This is a genomic window from Desulforhopalus sp. IMCC35007 (assembly GCF_005116575.1).
Lineage (GTDB): Bacteria > Desulfobacterota > Desulfobulbia > Desulfobulbales > Desulfocapsaceae > Desulforhopalus_A.
The window spans coordinates 103,068-121,009 of the sequence record NZ_SWCN01000003.1; the positions used below are offsets into that span (position 1 = coordinate 103,068).

At 45.3% G+C, this 17,942-nt stretch carries 13 protein-coding genes; 4 read left to right on the forward strand and 9 right to left on the reverse strand.

Going from position 1 to position 17,942, the window contains the following annotated elements:
• Positions 1–46 precede the first annotated feature (46 nt).
• Complete coding sequence (icmF, locus tag FCL48_RS03920; RefSeq protein ID WP_136870945.1) at positions 47–3,325, forward strand: fused isobutyryl-CoA mutase/GTPase IcmF; 3,279 nt, start codon at positions 47–49, stop codon at positions 3,323–3,325.
• 257 nt (positions 3,326–3,582) lie between these two features.
• Here the strand turns inward: icmF and FCL48_RS03925 are convergent, their stop codons facing one another.
• The 8 genes from FCL48_RS03925 to FCL48_RS03960 all read right to left on the reverse strand — a co-directional run bounded on the left by FCL48_RS03925 (position 3,583) and on the right by FCL48_RS03960 (position 12,993).
• Complete coding sequence (locus FCL48_RS03925; RefSeq protein WP_136870946.1) at positions 3,583–5,379, reverse strand: sodium:proton antiporter; 1,797 nt, start codon at positions 5,377–5,379, stop codon at positions 3,583–3,585.
• Between the two features lie 405 nt (positions 5,380–5,784).
• Complete coding sequence (rsgA, locus tag FCL48_RS03930; protein ID WP_136870947.1) at positions 5,785–6,867, reverse strand: ribosome small subunit-dependent GTPase A; 1,083 nt, start codon at positions 6,865–6,867, stop codon at positions 5,785–5,787.
• A gap of 110 nt (positions 6,868–6,977) precedes the next feature.
• The gene (locus FCL48_RS03935; protein ID WP_136870948.1) at positions 6,978–7,988 is read right to left on the reverse strand and encodes a 4Fe-4S binding protein; all 1,011 of its coding nucleotides are present in this window, start codon (positions 7,986–7,988) and stop codon (positions 6,978–6,980) included.
• A gap of 180 nt (positions 7,989–8,168) precedes the next feature.
• Positions 8,169–8,558 carry a PaaI family thioesterase gene (locus tag FCL48_RS03940; protein WP_136870949.1) on the reverse strand — a complete coding sequence of 130 codons (390 nt, stop codon included), beginning with the start codon at positions 8,556–8,558 and terminating at the stop codon, positions 8,169–8,171.
• A gap of 95 nt (positions 8,559–8,653) precedes the next feature.
• On the reverse strand, positions 8,654–10,156 hold the full coding sequence (gene ppx / locus FCL48_RS03945; RefSeq protein WP_136870950.1) for an exopolyphosphatase: 1,503 nt from the start codon (positions 10,154–10,156) through the stop codon (positions 8,654–8,656).
• 271 nt (positions 10,157–10,427) lie between these two features.
• Positions 10,428–10,856 (reverse strand): single-stranded DNA-binding protein, encoded by a 429-nt coding sequence (locus FCL48_RS03950; RefSeq protein ID WP_136870951.1) that lies wholly within the window; start codon positions 10,854–10,856, stop codon positions 10,428–10,430.
• Between the two features lie 114 nt (positions 10,857–10,970).
• Entirely contained in the window at positions 10,971–12,095 is a 1,125-nt protein-coding gene (locus FCL48_RS03955; RefSeq protein WP_136870952.1) for a spore photoproduct lyase family protein, read from the reverse strand.
• The gene (locus FCL48_RS03960; RefSeq protein WP_136870953.1) at positions 12,055–12,993 is read right to left on the reverse strand and encodes a glycosyltransferase family A protein; all 939 of its coding nucleotides are present in this window, start codon (positions 12,991–12,993) and stop codon (positions 12,055–12,057) included. The genes FCL48_RS03955 and FCL48_RS03960 overlap by 41 nt, the downstream gene beginning before the upstream one ends.
• A gap of 136 nt (positions 12,994–13,129) precedes the next feature.
• Here FCL48_RS03960 and FCL48_RS03965 point away from each other — a divergent pair, with 136 nt between their 5' ends.
• Together FCL48_RS03965 and FCL48_RS03970 are read left to right on the forward strand one after the other, a co-directional pair.
• A complete protein-coding gene (locus tag FCL48_RS03965; protein ID WP_136870954.1) occupies positions 13,130–14,626 on the forward strand; it encodes an Rne/Rng family ribonuclease in 1,497 nt (498 codons plus the stop codon).
• 54 nt (positions 14,627–14,680) lie between these two features.
• A complete protein-coding gene (locus FCL48_RS03970) occupies positions 14,681–16,054 on the forward strand; it encodes a M23 family metallopeptidase (protein WP_136870955.1) in 1,374 nt (457 codons plus the stop codon).
• A 28-nt stretch (positions 16,055–16,082) separates the two neighbouring features.
• Here FCL48_RS03970 and FCL48_RS24910 read toward each other — a convergent pair whose 3' ends face one another.
• On the reverse strand, positions 16,083–16,250 hold the full coding sequence (locus tag FCL48_RS24910) for a hypothetical protein (RefSeq protein WP_169309064.1): 168 nt from the start codon (positions 16,248–16,250) through the stop codon (positions 16,083–16,085).
• 160 nt (positions 16,251–16,410) lie between these two features.
• Here FCL48_RS24910 and lptF point away from each other — a divergent pair, with 160 nt between their 5' ends.
• Complete coding sequence (gene lptF / locus FCL48_RS03975) at positions 16,411–17,835, forward strand: LPS export ABC transporter permease LptF (RefSeq protein WP_169309065.1); 1,425 nt, start codon at positions 16,411–16,413, stop codon at positions 17,833–17,835.
• Positions 17,836–17,942: the final 107 nt, after the last annotated feature.

Consider the following 17,942-nt stretch of genomic DNA (forward strand, 5'->3'; position numbering starts at 1 on the left):
ATTTTTTCAATCGAGCTCCTCACCAGACATGAGTAAAGGAGCTAACATGCAAGTGGATGTCGAAATTTACAGACCAAAGAATGTCGTTAGAGTAATCACTGCCACTTCTCTTTTTGATGGTCATGATGCATCGACCAACATCATGCGCCGAATATTGCAGGATTCCGGTGTAGAAGTCATCCACCTTGCCCACAACAGGTCTGTCCAGGAACTGGTTGAAACCGCCATAGAGGAAGATGCCCAGGGTATTGCCATGTCCAGCTACCAGGGTGGGCATATGGAGGCTTTCAAATATATGATAGACCTTTTAAAAGAGAAAGATTCCTCCCATATAAAAGTCTTTGGTGGCGGTGGTGGAGTCATTGTGGCCGATGAGATAAAAGAGCTTGAAGCATACGGTGTTGCTAAAATATATTCCCCGGAAGACGGCAACACCATGGGGCTGCAGGGGATGATCAATCACATGATTGGTATCCTCGATTTTTCCACCCTGCCCTTCCACAAACTTGACCCTGCCAAACTCAGCCACACAGAGGCCAAGACAATTGCCGGATTTATTACCGCCGTTCAACAGGCAAAGCGGGGAGATCAGGACAAGTATGAGCAGCTTATCAATATGCTTGCGCCGCTTGCCAAGAAAAATAATCCGCCGGTTATCGGTATTACCGGAACAGGTGGTGCCGGCAAGTCTTCCCTTACCGACGAAATCATTGTCAGATTCCTCCATGACATAAAAGATATCCGTATTGCTATCATCAGCTGTGATCCATCAAGGAGAAAAACCGGAGGAGCGCTCTTGGGTGACAGGATCCGCATGAACTCAATCAGCGGTTCTGATAAGGTTTACATGCGCAGTCTTGCCACTCAGGAATCTGCAACCGAAGTATCCGAGGTCCTGCCTGAGGCGATCCAGGTCGTTAAGGCGGCAGGCTTTGATCTCATTATTGCAGAAACGGCTGGAATTGGACAGGGCGATTCGAAAATCACCGAACTCTCCGATATATCGATGTACGTTATGACCAGTGAATACGGTGCACCGTCTCAACTGGAAAAAATCGATATGCTCGATTATGCGGATTTAATTGTCATCAACAAATTTGAGAAAAAAGGCAGCGATGATGCCCTTCGCGACATTCGCAAGCAAGTTCAGCGTAACCGCAAAGCCTGGGGAACCCCGCCAGAACAGTTCCCTGTTTATGGAACTATAGCCTCAAAATTTAATGACGACGGGATCACCGCGCTCTACCATGGAATAATTGAACAACTGAATGAGAAATCTGGTCTGCACCTGGTTTCTAACCTCGAAAAATCCAGTCAGAAGTTTTCCTCCTCCAAGACCATAGTCATCCCTTCAGAGCGGATTCGCTACCTCGCAGAAATCGCTTCAACAATCCGTGAGTACCATAAAAAAACGGACAAACAGACCGAAGCACTGCGTTTAAGTAACCATGTCACAAAGACTATAGAGCTTTTGCTGGCTAAATCCGATTCAAGTATAGAGCAGGCAATTGAGACGCTCAAGGTTGAGGCAAAGATTGTTGCCAAGGGTGTTGACAGCCAGACTCAAGATACCATTAACCAGTGGCTGGAAATGGAAAAACAGTATTCCGGAGAAGAGCTGGTCTACACTGTTCGTGGGAGGGAAATCCGAGTTCCCCTGCACACCGAATCGCTTTCTCATTCTAAGATTCCTAAAATCTCTCTGCCAAAATTCAAAGACCCCGGTGACATCTACCGCTGGATCAGGAAGGAAAACCTGCCAGGTTATTTCCCCTTTACCGGCGGCGTCTTTCCAATGAAAAGGGCCGGTGAAGATCCCACCCGAATGTTTGCAGGCGAAGGTGGCCCGCGACAAACCAACGCCCGCTTTAAGCTGTTGAGCGAAAACTATGCTGCAAAGCGACTGTCCACCGCCTTTGACTCGGTAACCCTCTATGGTTGGGACCCTGCTGTACGACCGGATATTTACGGAAAAATAGGGACATCAGGGGTGAGCATCTGTACCCTTGATGATGTCAAACTCCTCTATGATGGTTTTGATCTCTGTGCTCCCACTACCTCTGTTTCCATGACCATTAACGGTCCAGCACCGATTATTCTTGCCATGTTTATGAATACCGCAATAGACCAGCAGGTTGATACCTTTGTTGCGGAAATGAACAGAAAGCCCAATGAAAGTGAGTATGACGGTATTAAGACCAAAGTACTGGAAAACGTCCGGGGAACCGTTCAGGCAGATATCCTGAAAGAAGATCAGGGCCAGAACACCTGTATCTTTTCCATTGAGTTCGCTCTTAAAATGATGGGTGATATTCAGGAATTTTTTATTGCCCAAAACGTTAAAAACTTCTACTCCGTTTCGGTGTCTGGCTACCACATCGCAGAGGCGGGGGCTAACCCAATTACCCAGCTGGCCCTGACCCTCAGTAATGGTTTCACTTATGTTGAATATTACCTGGCACGAGGGATGGACATCGACGCGATCGCGGCCAACCTCTCCTTCTTTTTTTCAAACGGTATGGACCCTGAATATACGGTTATAGGCAGGGTGGCAAGACGTATCTGGTCCATTGCCATGAAAGAGAAATATGGGGCATCAACAACCTCACAGCGTTTGAAATACCACATTCAAACCTCGGGCAGATCCCTGCACAGCCAGGAAATCCAGTTCAATGACATCCGCACCTCCCTCCAGGCCCTGTGCGCAATCTACGATAACTGCAACAGCCTTCATACCAACGCCTTTGACGAGGCTATCACCACGCCAAGTGCAGAATCCGTGCGGCGTGCTCTGGCCATCCAGCTCATTATCAACAGGGAATGGGGCCTTGCCAAAAATGAGAACCCCAACCAGGGATCCTTTATCGTCGAGGAACTCACTGACCTTGTTGAAGAGGCGGTCATGGTGGAATTTGACAGGATCACAGACAGGGGCGGCGTGTTGGGTGCCATGGAAACAGGGTATCAGCGCAGTAAGATTCAGGAAGAATCCATGTACTATGAATATCTCAAACATTCCGGTGCTTATCCCATCATCGGTGTCAACACCTTTAGAAATCCAGATATTGATTATGATGCCCAGACAGCAACCCTGGAGCTTGCCAGATCCACCGACGAAGAGAAAAATGAACAGATCGATCGGCTGGCACAGTTCCATAGCAAACACCAGACAGAATGCCCAAAAGCCCTGAATCGTCTCAAGGAAGTGGCCCTTGGCAATGGCAACATTTTCGAGGAACTCCTACACACGGTCCGACACTGTAGCCTGGGCCAGATTACCAACGCCTTATATGAGGTGGGAGGACAGTACCGCAGAAACATGTAAGTTTTGCTTATACCCGCGTGAAGCAGAAATGGGAATGGCCGGAGGTCATTCCCATTTTGTGTTGGCAGGCCCCAGATTAATGCTAACAGCCACAGGAAATCGTCTAGTGATACGTGGCAGAGTTGAGAGTTCTGTTATGTGTCGTGCTCTGTAATGGGCGTTAGGTAACCGTCTCTGCAAAAGAGACAGAACATTAATTTGATCGGCAATAATACTGGTAAAATTGCAACAGGTGCCCGGTTCTTTTCAAGAACACATTATATATTTGAGCCTGCCTTCAGCAGGTAGGTGATCTGCCAGCCGGTCACAGGCAGAGGCTGGCGCTCTTCAGTAAACCAGTGCAGACGATTGTCCGGATCCATGGCAAACAGCGGGACGATTTGATCGCCATTTGATCTCACAAAGGTTTCAAAAGAAAATTCTTCGGTTATACGAGTTACTCTCATCTCCCCTCCCATTCTCAATTGCGCAGCCAGCTCGGCGTAAGTCGTTTTTTCTGTAAACAGTAAATCTCCTGTCCATTGACTCTGTGACACCATTCTGTCAGGCAACTCTTTGGTTGCCTCAGTTCGAATCATGAAAATATTGTCTTTACCAAACTCCAGCCGATAACGCATTGCTGCGGCACTGTTTACACTGTCATAATGGGACAACCCGAGCATATAGCCAATCCCTACCAGGTCCAAATGCCGATCAGCATGCTCTGAAATTGGATTACCAAGATAGGTTGGCAGCCCTTTCATTTTGGCCACGGCAACCTTATCCCTTGAGGTGTCCGCCAACAGCACCCTGAAACCATTCTCCACCAGGGCCTCTGCCACAGCTATTGCCAGATTGTTAGCTCCTATGATCAGGTAGCCCAGCGGTTCAGGTTCCGCCACCTTGAGCAGGACAGCGATAGGCCTTGCCGTAAGACTCTGGAGAATCACGGTACCAATGATGACCGAAAACACTAGAGGGACTATGACGTCGGCATTGGTAAAACCAGCATTTTCAAGTTTAAGAGCAAATAGAGCTGAAATGGCGGCTGCAATGATACCCCTGGGTGCAATCCAGGCAAGCAGATGTCGCTCAGGCCAGGAAAGTCCCGAGCCCCAGGTAGAGATCATGATGTTTATCGGCCTCGCGACAAATTGAATCACGATCAAGATTCCAGCGACAGACCAGCCCAAGGCTCTGATAGATTCCAGATCAAGGCGAGCTGCCAGCAGGATAAAAAGTATAGAGATCAGAAGAAGGCTCAGGCTCTCCTTGAAATGGAGAATCTCATCGATATGAACCTGTTTCATATTGGCAAGCATCATACCCATCACAGTAACAGCTACCAGCCCGGACTCAGCCTGCACGGTGTCGGAAAAAGCAAAAGCCGCCAGAACCAGCGAGAGTGTGGTCAAATTCTGCAGATATTCAGGTATCCACCGATGCCGCAACAAAATGCCAAAAAGATAACCCGTTGCCAGGCCTGTAATACCACCTGCCAGCAGAATTGTGGCAAAAGTCATCAAGGTATGCATCCACACGCCCTGCCCGCCTTCGGCGATGATAAACTCATACACAAGTACCGCAAGGGAGGCACCTATGGGATCAATCACAATCCCCTCCCAACGAAGAATCGTTGAAATGGCAACCGTTGGCCGAACTGTTTTTAACATCGGGACGATCACGGTGGGACCGGTCACAACAGTGAGGGCACCAAATAAAAATGACAGCTCCCACGATAAATCAAAGAGCAGGTGCGCTCCCAGAGAGGTAATCAACCATGTCGCAACCATACCAATGGTCACCATATTTCTGACAACGGTCTCCAATCCAAGTAGCTTACGAAATTTAAGTGTCAGTGCACCCTCGAATAAAATGATGGCCACAGAAAAAGAAATAAGTGGAAGGAAAAGAGGGCCAAGCAGCTCATCGGGATTGACCAGACGGGTAACAGGGCCTACAACAATACCTGTAAGCAGCAGAAAGATAATGGCAGGCAGTTTTAGTCGCCAGGCAACCCACTGACAGATACTGCATAGTATAAGAATACCCGCAAGGGTTATGGTAAAAGTCATAGATGAATCCTGGGCTTCTGGTAATATATGCGGCAGCGGGACAAGTTCAGTCTGTTTGTCCTGGCTGTGAGTGCATGAATCGACGTATATTATTACAGAGTCGCTCTGTATTTTTTCAAGACACAGTAATAAATTTTCATAAAAAACACCATCTACAGCTATCTTCGTGGTGGACGATGGGTCGGAATTACCTGAAAAGGTAAAAAAGCGGGACGGGTGGGCTCAACAACGCTGCTTCAGATGGGATCATCCGCTATTTTGTATTTCTCTCATCATAATACTCAACACCTGAAGAAAAGATCGTTCAATACGGTCGTCTCGTAGACCTGGCGCAATAAGCGGTTTCCCTGAGACAATTAACGGCGGTGTGCGGAGTATCTTGTCCGCCTCGGTCGATACAGAGGCTTATCTCATGTTGTGCTTATTTTTCATAACAGTTTTACACATTTTTCCAAACTGCTTCTCTCTCTTTTTCTTCTCTAGATAGGACATTTCATGGAATTGCGCTTCTTTCACCATTTTAGAGTACCCCGCTAAACGCTCCACAGATATCTCGCCGCTTTCTATGGCCTCAGCAATTGCACAACCTTTTTCACCGCTATGACTGCAATCGTTGAAATAGCATTGTTCCGCCAAAGATACTATTTCGGAAAAGGTGTCATCTAAGCCTGTTTCAATTGAAAAATTACCAAGCTCACGCATCCCTGGTGTGTCTATAATCATCGCACCACTGGCAAGTTTAATAAGTTGCCGGTGGGTTGTTGTATGCCGCCCCTTGCTCTCTTTTTTACTGGTGGTCTGTGTTTCATAAACCGCCGCGCCGATGAGTGTGTTAATGAGCGTTGTCTTGCCCACTCCAGAGGAACCCAGCAGGCAGTAGGTAAGAGCGGGCTCAAGGAGTCTTGCGACTTGATCCACACCACCAGCGACCTCAGTACTAAAGGCGACCACGGGTAAGTCAGGCATCACCTGCTGAATCTCTGCGATTATTTCTGCCAGTTCTTGGGTGGAAACAAGGTCACTTTTACTCAGCAGGACAACCGGTTTGATATTACTTTCATGGGACATGACAAGGTATCTCTCAAGACGCCTTATGTTAAAGTTTTCATTGAGAGACTGCATAATGAAAGCTACATCAATATTGGCTGCAATAAGCTGAAAATCGATTTTCTTGCCCGCGGTCTTCCTTTTGAGCAGTGACGTTCGAGGAAGAACTTCGTGGATGATTGCAAAGGTGGTATCATCGTAAAAACTGACAAGCACCCAGTCACCGACGGTGGGATAATCCGTGGCAGACGATGCATTGTACATTAATTTGCCAACTACTTCGGCAAGGACTTCAACCTCTCCGTTACTGATAGTGTAACTGTCTTTATGGACCACAACTACTCTTGCAAGCTCATGCTGCTCAAATAGTTTTGGATCAACTGATCGAATTAAATCTGTTGAGAGACCAAAACGGATAAGCTTTTGCTCAATGCTCTTCATCTGTATGTCAGAAAGCTGAAAAGAGAATCTTGATATAGGCTGACTCCTTGTTTTACAAAAACGAGATGCCAACCTGTGAAGCAGTGAGCTGAGAATAGGTCCATTCTAAATTATTTCCTGTCTTCAGGCTGGGCGAGCACCTGTTGATATGTTTGCTTAAAAGAACTCACAGATACTTTACTTTGCCAATGATCTGTGAACAATCCTGTCAGCCAAAATCCACACCACAATGTAACTGTTAATACAGGTATGAGCCAGAAATTATACCTGTGTTTGACCGGACCCTTGACAGACAGGCAATCTTCTTTCGGGCAGACTGCAAGACACTCAAGGCAGCCGATACATTCAGGAGATCGAACAGTTTTCTGCTGACTTACTTGAATCCCCCCCGGGCATATTTTATTGCATTTTTGACAATCGATACATGTCTCTGCCTGCCGATGAACCTGCAACGGACTGAAAAAAGCAAAAACTCCAAGCAAAGCCCCGTACGGACAAAGATAGCGGCACCAGAAGTGAGGAATAACAAAGGAAATAAGGATAATACAGGATACAACTGCAATGGTTAGCCCCGAAGGATGCAGGAAAAACAGCAGCATTTTGGCGTCAGCCACAAGATTATAGGGTGTATGCAAAAATGCAGTAATAGCCTGAACATCCATCTGCCAGCCTATCATATACACAAAAAAGGCGAGAATAATGTATTTCAGGCTTGTCAATGGATAGTCAATCCAGCGAGGCAGTGTGATGGGACGCTTCAACCGCACTCCGATATTTTGGATTATAAGAGAGCCAAAACCAACAGGGCAAATCCAGCCACAGAATCCTTTCCGCGCAAAAAAGGCAATAGCCAGCGCAGCCATGAAAATAACCAGGCCGGCTGGGTGAATGGGATCAAATTCACCCGTGAGCAGCAGCCGTTTAAAACCTAACAGAGCGGATATAGGCAAAAAACCTTCAACACCCGGTGGCCTTGGAACATAGGCACCCTGATCCAGGGTCCATTTATAAAAATGATAAAACCGCCAACCGATAAAAAGTGTACACAGAGTAAAAGCTGCGAGTATGATTCTGCGTATTTTAGGCAGGTTTGTGATGGAAAAAAAATTATTTCTATTCATATGGGACCTTATGAGATGAGGACTTTGGTTAAAAAAAAATCACCATAACCAATTTCAGAAAGCACCCATTTGACCTGAATCAATTTATGACCTTTTCTGAACTTTTCTGTATTGGTAGATATCCTGTCTGCTTGCGGGATTGATCGACACTCCTCCAGCAGCTCTTCTCATTATACATGCTTATTTGGGGTCTAAACGGTAGGCGATGGAACTCATTTGGGCAACATAAACACCGTTGTCATCCTTTACCGATACCTGATAATGTCCAACTCTCCTTGATTGGGACACAACTCTTGCTTCGGCTATAAGTTTGGAGCCTGTTGGTTTATTGAGGTATTTTATATCAGCCTGCATACCAATTGAGGTTTTCACTGTGTTACAGGCAGCAGCAAAGGCAATGTCCGCCAGAGCAAAGATGACCGCCCCATGTATGGAACCTAATCCGTTTGTATGGCTGCCTGCTATTATCATTTCACACCGGGCAAATTCCTCAGATGATTGAACAATTGTAATACCAAGGCTTTGGGCATACTTGTCATTGGCGATAAACGTTTCATTATAATCTTGCATTGTTTTGGTAGAGATTTCTCAATTGTAATGGAGAGCCGCAGAAAACGTCGTTTTAGGGGAAACGGCAGAGCCTCTGGAACTGCTTTTCAGACAGATCATGAAGCAAAAGTTAGTGTAAAACCCACATTTGTTAAAAATTCAGCCTCCTGCTCAAGGCTGATCCGCTGCAGGGGGTGATTGATCAACTCGTATGGGGCAAACTGAAGACTCAACGCATTGTCCGTGGCAACGACTTGTTCAATAACTGCAGTCTCGTCCTTACGGGAGCGATGCAGCAGCGTTGCAAGACGAAGAAGTATAGCAAGTCTCAGGGCGGTTTTTTGCTCTTTTTCCGGCAGACCAGTGAAGAATTTAGTGGAAATTTTTTTGCGATGACAGCGCACCAGAACACTCATCCAGTGTTGCTCCTCTAAAGAGAACCCGGGGAGATCTGCGTTGGCCAGAAGATACGCGCCATGTTTCTGATAGCCACTCAGGGAGACCGCCAGGCCAATCTCATGAAGGCTGCTCGCCCAATGCAGTCTTTCTGCGTCCACCAGCCGCAGATCCCAGGCGCTTTCACAGGCGGTGAAAAGACGGTGCGATGTCAGACTCACCCGCCGGGCATGTTTCTGGCTGACTTGGAATCGCTGCTGCACACTGGAAACCGTCTTTAAGCGGGTATCTTCACTCTGAATTCGCCCCAGGCGCTCATAGAGCAGGCCTTCGCGCAAGGCACCTTCGGAAACCTGCATGGTTTCTATTTTAAGTGCCTCGAAGGTGGCAATGAGGATGGCGAGTCCACCTGCAAAAACAGGTTGCCGGTCACTATCTAAACCCGGAAGTTGAAGGTTTTTGATATGTCCAGCCGCGATCATTCTGTTTCGTATTTCGTATAAACTGTCAAGGGTTATATGGTAGGTCTTAAAGCCGAGCGCCCTGACAATGCTCCCCACGGCTTTAATTGTTCCGGATGCTCCAGTTGCCGAGATCCAGCCAATTTCGCGAAAATCACGTCGTACAGGACGTAATTCCATGTGTGCAGCTATACGGGCCTTGCCCCAATTTTCCTTGCTGAGATCGCCGTTTTGAAAATAATTGCGGCTCATACTGACGCAACCCATTGATAGACTGCTGAGATGCAGAGGTTCGAAGCCTTCACCGATAATGAGTTCTGTACTGCCGCCACCGATATCCATCACAAACCGTTTTCCATCCTCAGCCACCAGAGAATGGGAAACCCCAAGATAGATCAGGCGAGCTTCCTCTTTGCCTCCAATGATTGAGATTGGGTGACCGAGAACTTCACTGGCGCTTTGTAAAAACTGGCGGGAATTTTTCGCCTGACGCAGGGTATTGGTGCCAACTGCGGCAACACTGCCCTGAGGTAATTTTTGTACACGTTCAGCAAATCGATCAAGGCAGGAAAGGGCCCGTATACGTGCTTCCTCAGATAACATGCCCTCGTTATCAAGACCGCCTCCAAGGCGAACCATTTCTTTTAAGCTATCCAGAATATGCACATGACCGTTCTCTATTCGGGCGACAACAAGGTGAAAACTATTGGATCCCAGGTCAATGGCGGCTAAATATTGTGGTGTTGGCTGTTGTTCGTTCATAGAAAAATCTGGTCAGTCTACAGTTATCAGTCTGTTTTTTGCATTTCAAATGACTAGGGATTGGTGGCATGTAGAGGTAAACTACACTTTTTACGTTGGTCCGTCTTCTAAATTGCGGCTGGTCAAGCTGATATTGCTTCCAGTGAAGCAATATCAGCTTGACACCTGACCCTTCAAAAGAAGCCTTTCATTTTTTCACATAAAAAAAGGTAATATCTTGTGAAAACAAAATATTACCTTTCAAATTTAACAATTACTATTTATGTGCATGTCAGAATGGTACGTCGTCGCCTGTGTCGCCACCCATTCCGCCAAAAGGCTCTTTTGGCACTGGAGGCTCACCAAATCCTCCCCCGAGGTTTCCGTGTTCCCCACCTTTAGGAGAGAGCATTTTCATTTCACGTGCAACAATCTCAGTGGTATAGCGGTCATTACCGTTTTGATCCTGCCACTTTCGTGTCTGCAACTTACCTTCTATATAAACTTTCGACCCTTTGTTCAGATATTCCCCACAAATCTCAGCCAGTCTTTGCCAGGCAACAATACGATGCCATTCAGTAGATTCTTGCATCTGCCCATCCTGTCCCTTCCACCTCTCTGTAGTGGCTATGTTGAACGTGGCGACTGCGGTTCCACTTGTCGTGTATTTAATCTCAGGATCTGAACCTAAGTTACCTATAAGAATAACTTTATTTATCATATCTTTTTCCTTGTATTGAAGAGAGGGTTCCCTTCTTGTAAATTTTTAGTCGGTATAAAATACACATACCACATAAAAGTCGCAAAGCATTTATTAGCATCCTGCCATTATCAATTATCGTACATCACTCACCGTAGCATCCAGCATTTTACCAAGGCCACCTTTTTCTGCAGGGATAAATCCCATGACTTCTCTCCAGATTTCATCGCTTTCCATGCAAAAATATATACAGGTTCTCGGGGCGACTTTTTCGCTCAGTGCATTATAAATATATTTATAAAGTTCTACCCGATGTGGACGAAAATAACGTGATTTACCATCAAGTCCCATAATAAATTCATTATGATAGATTTTTGAACCTGGAAAGCGTTGGATGCCTATATCCTTTAATCGTGGGAGATACCTGAGGGCGCCAAGGGAGATCCAGGCGATGCTCTCAGCAGGCACCTTTTCATACAGTGCATTGACCGTATCAAGATAACCTTTTTGCCAACCTGGATAGTCAATGATCGGATCAAAATGAAACGCCAGGCTGTACCCCCACTCTGCACATTGCCTTGCCGCTTCTAGCCTTTCCTCAAGATTGGCCGCACGCAACTCCTGCTTTTGCATGATCTCGTTACTGTTCAGAGACCAGGCAACAACGGTCCGGCCATTGTGCTTGAGGTTTGCCAGATTTTCAATGACGGCACTTTTGGTTTTCAGCTCAAGGATAGCGTTTTTTTGCCCAGCAAAAAAAGGCACAAGTTTTTCAGACAATTTTGTGATGCGGTCAAGGGCCAGAGAGTCGGTGAATTCACCGGTTCCAATACGAAAGAAACTGTCCGGATTTTCTTTGAGTCCAGCGTTTAATTCGGTGAATAATTTTTCGATATTCACATACGAGGTTACCCAGGGGGCGTTCAGGTATGCCTGGAGGATACAATATACGCAATCAATGGGACAGTTTGACCCGGTGTGCAGTACCTGATAATCACAGCACTGGTATTCCCTTGTACCCGGGCAGGGTTTATAAAACTGACCCCGGTTTTCACAAAGAAAAAGTTGCCTTTTTCCTCTGCTTAAATTGTAAACAAATTCCTCATCGAGACTGTTTGGCTTTCCCCTTTCTGGCACAACAGTCCAGGGAAGCGTGGTGGCCGCTAGAATTTCCTGTGTATACTCATATTCAAGACAGTTTTCTTCGACATATAATTTTTCAATGTGAATCGAAGGGTCTCGCCAGTTTGATGCAGTCATTGGTATCGTTTTTTATAGTAAAAGGGCTTTTTTCATCCCTGAAGTTACAGCTCTGTTGCTTATATTCCTGAAGAAGCTTGAGATACTTATATCCAAGTTCTTGCCTGTTATGCTTGAGGCAACCCTTGGCAAAAACATTAATCTTCCGCTCAAATTCAGCCATGGCTTTTTTATAGCGACCAGGGCTTAGCTCACCTGTGTCGAGAAGTTTTTTAATACTGTAAATCCGTCTTTCATCCATGCCAATCCGGTGAATATGGGAAAGCTGGTCTTTACGGCCACCTTCTTTTATCGTCAAGGGAGCGTCTATTAACAAAAATTCATGGCTTGCACTTACACGTAACCATAAATCGTAATCCTCACAACAATTCATCTTTTCATCAAATACGCCAACCTGCTCCAGCAATTCTTTACGCAGCATGACTGTTGAAGCACCGACTGCACAGAGTTCTAAGCAATGACAAAAGATATCGCCATGTCTCGGGATATGTTTTCTTTTTTGATTGAGATGGACACCCCTGCGAAACCATCGTTCTTTTGTGTGGCTGATCTGAAATTTATTTTGCTCCTTAAATTTCTGAAATTGAATTTCAATTTTTTTACGGCCCCAATGGTCATCTGAATCAAGAAATGCTAAATAGTCGTATTTGGCTTTTTTAATTCCAAGATTACGAGCTGCTGCAACTCCTTGATTTTTTGAACGGATAACCACCAGGGGAATCTTGCTCTCTTGAGCTAAATGAAAGAGTAACTTCTCTGTATTATCAGTGGAACCATCATCTACAACAATAATTTCACTGCACGACCAGGTCTGCCGACAGACGGAATCGATAGCTCGTTTTAGGAATTTGTCTCTGTTATAGGTTGGAATTATTACTGAGATGGGGCAATCAACCATTGCTCAAACCACTATTGAATTCAAAACTTATTATTAATATGGCATTTTTTTTATTGTTTACTGTATACTACAAAATTAAAAAAAATATACTCCTTCCACTGCGGAAGTTTACTTTTTTGTTTATAACGGTTTAAGAATGACCACTGATATATTGATTAACGCAACCAACTACGAGGTGCGCCTTGCCCTTGTAGAAGATGGGAATCTTAGCGAATTCCACATGCAGAGGCCGACCGAAAAGGGGCTGATGGGTAATGTTTACAAGGGGCGCGTGGTCCGCGTACTCCCTGGTATGCAGGCTGCATTTGTAGATATTGGTCTTGAGAGAACGGGGTTTTTATATGTCGATGATGTCTGCGTAAGCTCGAACAGTCCTGATTTTAATCCCTGCATCACCGATTGTGCAAACACCCATGTCCGGTCTCAAGGCCTGCACATAGAAGACCTTATATCTGAAGGACAGGAACTGCTTGTTCAGGTCAGCAAGGATCCTATAGGAACAAAGGGTGCGCGGCTTACCTGTCATATAACATTGCCGTGCAGAAATCTGGTTTTTATACCCCAGACAGACCATATTGGCATATCCCGAAAAATTGAGGATGAGGAACTCCGCCTTTCCTTAAAGGCTCTCATTGAACAGCTCAGGCCTCAAGACAGCGGCTTTATTGTTCGAACCGTGGCCGAACATGCAACAACAGAAGAGCTTGAAGCCGATATGGAATTTCTTATGCTCCTCTGGGATGATATCATAGATAAGGCAGGCAGACTCCCCTCACCTTGTCTTGTTCACGAGGATATAGATATAGTACTGCGGTCCATTAGAGATTTTTTCACCATGGACGTTGATAATCTTATCATTGATCATGAGCCGTCATATCTGAAAATTCTCGATCACGTAAAGACCTTTGCTCCGCAACTCAAAGACCGTATTTCCCTGTATAGTGAGAATACACCAATTTTTGAGTCCTATAATATCGAGGTGGAAATATCGCGGGCAATCGAAAAAAAGGTATGGTTACGTTCGGGTGGTTACATCATTATAGAAAGTACAGAGGCTTTATCCGTCATTGATGTAAATACCGGCCGCTATGTTGGTAAAAACGACCTTAACGCCACCATTTTCAAGACAAATATGGAGGCCGCTGTTGAAATTGCATACCAGCTTCGACTCCGTAATATTGGTGGAATTATTATTATTGATTTTATCGACATGGAAGATGACCAGCATCGGGAACAACTCTTTGAGACATTTAAAGAGGCTGTCAAAAAAGATAAAAGCCGTAATAACATACTCAAATTATCTGAGTTCGGTCTTGTTCAGATGACCCGCAAACGCAACAGCGAAAATCTCCACCAGCTCATGTGTGAACCCTGTCATTATTGTTCCGGTGAAGGGATGATTAAGTCCAGGCGCACTATCTGCTACGATATATTCAGGGTAATCAGCAGAAATGCAAAAAAACACAAAGGCTCAAACATCACTCTGCGTGTCCATCCACGGATTGCCGAGCTGCTGCAAAATGAAGAAGAAAGCACAAAGCAACAGGTGGAAAAAGACATCAGTAAACGTATCATCATCGCACCTTCAAAGGATCTTCATATCGAGAAATATGAAGTAATATGGCAGAGCTAACGGATCATTCCTGCCCTGTCAATTTCCTTAGAACCACAAAAAAAATATATTACCATGACACTTAGAAAAAGAAGACAACCCCAAGGCAAACGCATTTTACTTATCACTCTTCTGCTGATTCTTACAGCCGGTGGTGTCGGCGGATTTATCCTTTTTTTCGAGGGCAACGTGCCGGTAGCTGATTTTAATCAGACCAGCGACTACATTGGCAATAAAGGCAACATTGTTTACCATGCATCGGACAAGGGTAGCGGGATCCGTAATATCAGCATCACTGCCAGCCAGGGTGGGGTCGAAAAAAACATCCACACCGCCAGCTTTCCAAGGACTACTTATAACGGCGCTGTCGGTCCATTGACCGATTCCCAGACTATTGCCTTTGATCCCATAAAGATGGGATTTAACGATGGCCCTATGACCCTTTCCTTAACTGTTTCTGATTTTTCGCTGCGAGGCTGGTTTCAGGGGAATAAAACCATCGCTACAAAAGATGTCACTATAGACACTATTGCTCCCAAAATTCATCTCCTCCACGGTGAAAAATATCTTTCGCCAGGCGGTACCGGGATTGCCATTTATAAGGTCACGGATCAGGATGCAACACACGGTGTAGATATAAATGGTCTCTTTAACCCCGGATTTATTCTTGATGCAGCGCGTCCGGATACCTTTGTGTGCTATTTCGCACTTCCTTATGATGCAGAAGAAATAAAAAATCTCAACATCTCTGCCACGGACAAGGCGGGGAACTCTACGGTTTTCCCCTTCTCAACGACCTTTAAAGCAGCTCAGCAGAAAAGGGATGTTATCAATGTAAGTGATGGTTTTCTCAATACGAAAATCCCTGAATTCCAACAGTACTACCCAGAAATGCAGGGTGACTTTATTGATAAATATCTGTATGCAAACAGTGAGGTTCGTGACCAGAACAATGAAAAAATTTATCAACTCTGTCAGTCCTCCACCCCGGAACGACTCTGGAAGGATCACTTTCTGAGAATGCCTGGAAGTTCCCGGGCAGGGTTTGCCGATCATCGAACCTACAAGTATCAGAATAAAGAGGTGGACCATCAGGTACACCTGGGGATGGATATTGCATCGACCAGGGGAGCCGACGTAAGAGCTGCCAACAATGGCAAAATCGTTTTTGCTGATTATCTGGGGATCTACGGCAACATGGTACTTGTCGACCACGGACAGGGGGTATTCAGTCTCTACTCACATCTGAGTCAGATAAATGTAAAACCCGGCGATATTGTCGATCAGAAAACCGTTTTAGGGCAGACCGGAACAACAGGGATGGCCGGTGGGGATCATCTACACTTTTCAATGCTTGTCAATGGTGTGTTTGTCACACCAAAAGAGTGGTGGGATCAGCACTGGATTGAGGTAACCATTGATGAGCCCATCACGGCGTCAAAATTTTAACGACTGGCAGAATATGCAGACTACGAAGTTAATCTTCGTAGTCATAGTCGGGATGACCACACAGGGAACAGCGTAACGTCTGATCATGCTTATCAAAAATAAACTCCCATTTTTTTTCTTCGATCATATCATTTTTTTCGACACCACAGGTTACGCAAACCCATTTATCACCTTCTTCCGTTTCAAACAAATGCATCGACTACCTCTTTTTCATTACTGTTTTTGTCGTTTAAAGGGCAGACTGAAAGATGCCCTCGGGTATTTTCTTTACGGTACTGTCGATCTATACACCAAAGCTATAAATTTTTCAAAGCATGAGCGCTGCTTTGCCGCCGGGAGTCAAATCCCGTAATCCCATGAAACAGAACTTCAAAAATCCTCAGCTTCTCTACACCTACCTTGCAACAGAGATGCTTGCTCCCTTTTTCGCAAGTTTTCTGATCATGAACTGCGTATTTTTTCTGGTCAAACTCATCCCATTTTTAAATTTTGTCTTAGAACTGCAAATAGATTTTTCTGATTTTACCCGTCTTTTTTCATATCTTTTTCCAAACATCTTTCTCTACTCCATCCCCATGTCTGCTATGATGGGGGTCACTATTGGATTTGCCCGGCTTTCCAGCGATTCAGAAATTCTTGCTCTGAAAGCCAGTGGAATCAGTATGTACAAGATCATCCCTCCGGTGGTCATTGTTACTGCGATCATCGCCCTTTTCACCGCTTATTTTTCCATGAAGCTCATCCCGCTGAGCGAAATTGCGATGAAACAACTCACCTACCAGCTCCTCAAAGAAAAAGTAAACAAGGGTATCAAACCCCATGTATTTACTGAAGCCTTAGGTGATGTTGTCGTCTATGTCGATCAAATAGACAAGGAGACAGGCAACTGGAGCGACGTCTGGGTGTCGGACATGAGGGGGGTAGAGAATCCTGTGATTACCATGGCATCATCCGGGCACATGGAAAGCGATATCCAGGATATGAATGTCACCATCGTTCTACAAAATGGCAGCCTCCATAAACCAAGCAATGAAAGTGCCCAGATTGTAGAATTTGATCAATACAAAATTCATATCCCCCTGAGTCCCCCCAACTCTAAAGCCACCCAGGTAAAGAAACGTAACGTGCTCACCATGGGTGAGCTCCTTCAAGAATCAAAAGATGAAAGAGTCCCTGTCAAAGAACAGAGAACCCTGCTCATTGAATTTCATAAAAGAATGGTGCTGCCTGCTGGTTGCCTACTGATCAGCCTCATTGGTCTCCCCCTTGGGCTGCAGGCAAGACCCGGTAAAAAAGCTATAGGTATTCAGGCAGGGCTAGGAATATTTATTATTTATTATATCTTTTTCACCATAGGAAAATCCATGGCCGAAAAGGCCACTCTTCCCGTTGCCGTTGCCATGTGGGGTCCAAATCTGTTCTTTTTCTGCCTGGCAGTATTCTGGATATATAGAGTGTCGAATGAACAGACATTGGTTCCAGCAATATTATCAGAGAACCTGGTGAAATTGTTTACAGCTATCAAACGTTTTTTCGCAGGTCTGGTTGCTATGGTAAAAAACAGGTTTGGGATTGTGCAACGGGATCATGACGATGATGAAGATGCACCACTATTGCCCGGAGCTATCAGAGGTAACGCCAAGAGCCGCGTTTTCCACGTACCTGGCTGTGAATACTATACTAGCAAAAACTGCTCTATCGAATTTAAAAACATTCAGATAGCCCTTGATTCAGGTTTTGAACCGTGCAGGTTTTGCAAAAACAAGATGGAATTACCGTAAAATCACCTTAAAGATACCTCGGATGTTTTATATTTCAGTAAAGATGAAAGGCTGGGATTAATTATCGCTGACATCGACAAGATCTGGTTTTTCTATGTTTACCTCCT

Excerpts from the sequence above, each read along its gene's own strand:
- icmF (WP_136870945.1), top strand. The coding sequence starts at position 47 with ATGCAAGTGGATGTCGAAATTTACAGACCAAAGAATGTCGTTAGAGTA.
- FCL48_RS03925 (WP_136870946.1), bottom strand. The coding sequence starts at position 5,379 with ATGACTTTTACCATAACCCTTGCGGGTATTCTTATACTATGCAGTATC.
- rsgA (WP_136870947.1), bottom strand. The coding sequence starts at position 6,867 with ATGAAGAGCATTGAGCAAAAGCTTATCCGTTTTGGTCTCTCAACAGAT.
- FCL48_RS03935 (WP_136870948.1), bottom strand. The coding sequence starts at position 7,988 with ATGAATAGAAATAATTTTTTTTCCATCACAAACCTGCCTAAAATACGC.
- FCL48_RS03940 (WP_136870949.1), bottom strand. The coding sequence starts at position 8,558 with ATGCAAGATTATAATGAAACGTTTATCGCCAATGACAAGTATGCCCAA.
- ppx (WP_136870950.1), bottom strand. The coding sequence starts at position 10,156 with ATGAACGAACAACAGCCAACACCACAATATTTAGCCGCCATTGACCTG.
- FCL48_RS03950 (WP_136870951.1), bottom strand. The coding sequence starts at position 10,856 with ATGATAAATAAAGTTATTCTTATAGGTAACTTAGGTTCAGATCCTGAG.
- FCL48_RS03955 (WP_136870952.1), bottom strand. The coding sequence starts at position 12,095 with ATGACTGCATCAAACTGGCGAGACCCTTCGATTCACATTGAAAAATTA.
- FCL48_RS03960 (WP_136870953.1), bottom strand. The coding sequence starts at position 12,993 with ATGGTTGATTGCCCCATCTCAGTAATAATTCCAACCTATAACAGAGAC.
- FCL48_RS03965 (WP_136870954.1), top strand. The coding sequence starts at position 13,130 with ATGACCACTGATATATTGATTAACGCAACCAACTACGAGGTGCGCCTT.
- FCL48_RS03970 (WP_136870955.1), top strand. The coding sequence starts at position 14,681 with ATGACACTTAGAAAAAGAAGACAACCCCAAGGCAAACGCATTTTACTT.
- FCL48_RS24910 (WP_169309064.1), bottom strand. The coding sequence starts at position 16,250 with ATGCATTTGTTTGAAACGGAAGAAGGTGATAAATGGGTTTGCGTAACC.
- lptF (WP_169309065.1), top strand. The coding sequence starts at position 16,411 with ATGAAACAGAACTTCAAAAATCCTCAGCTTCTCTACACCTACCTTGCA.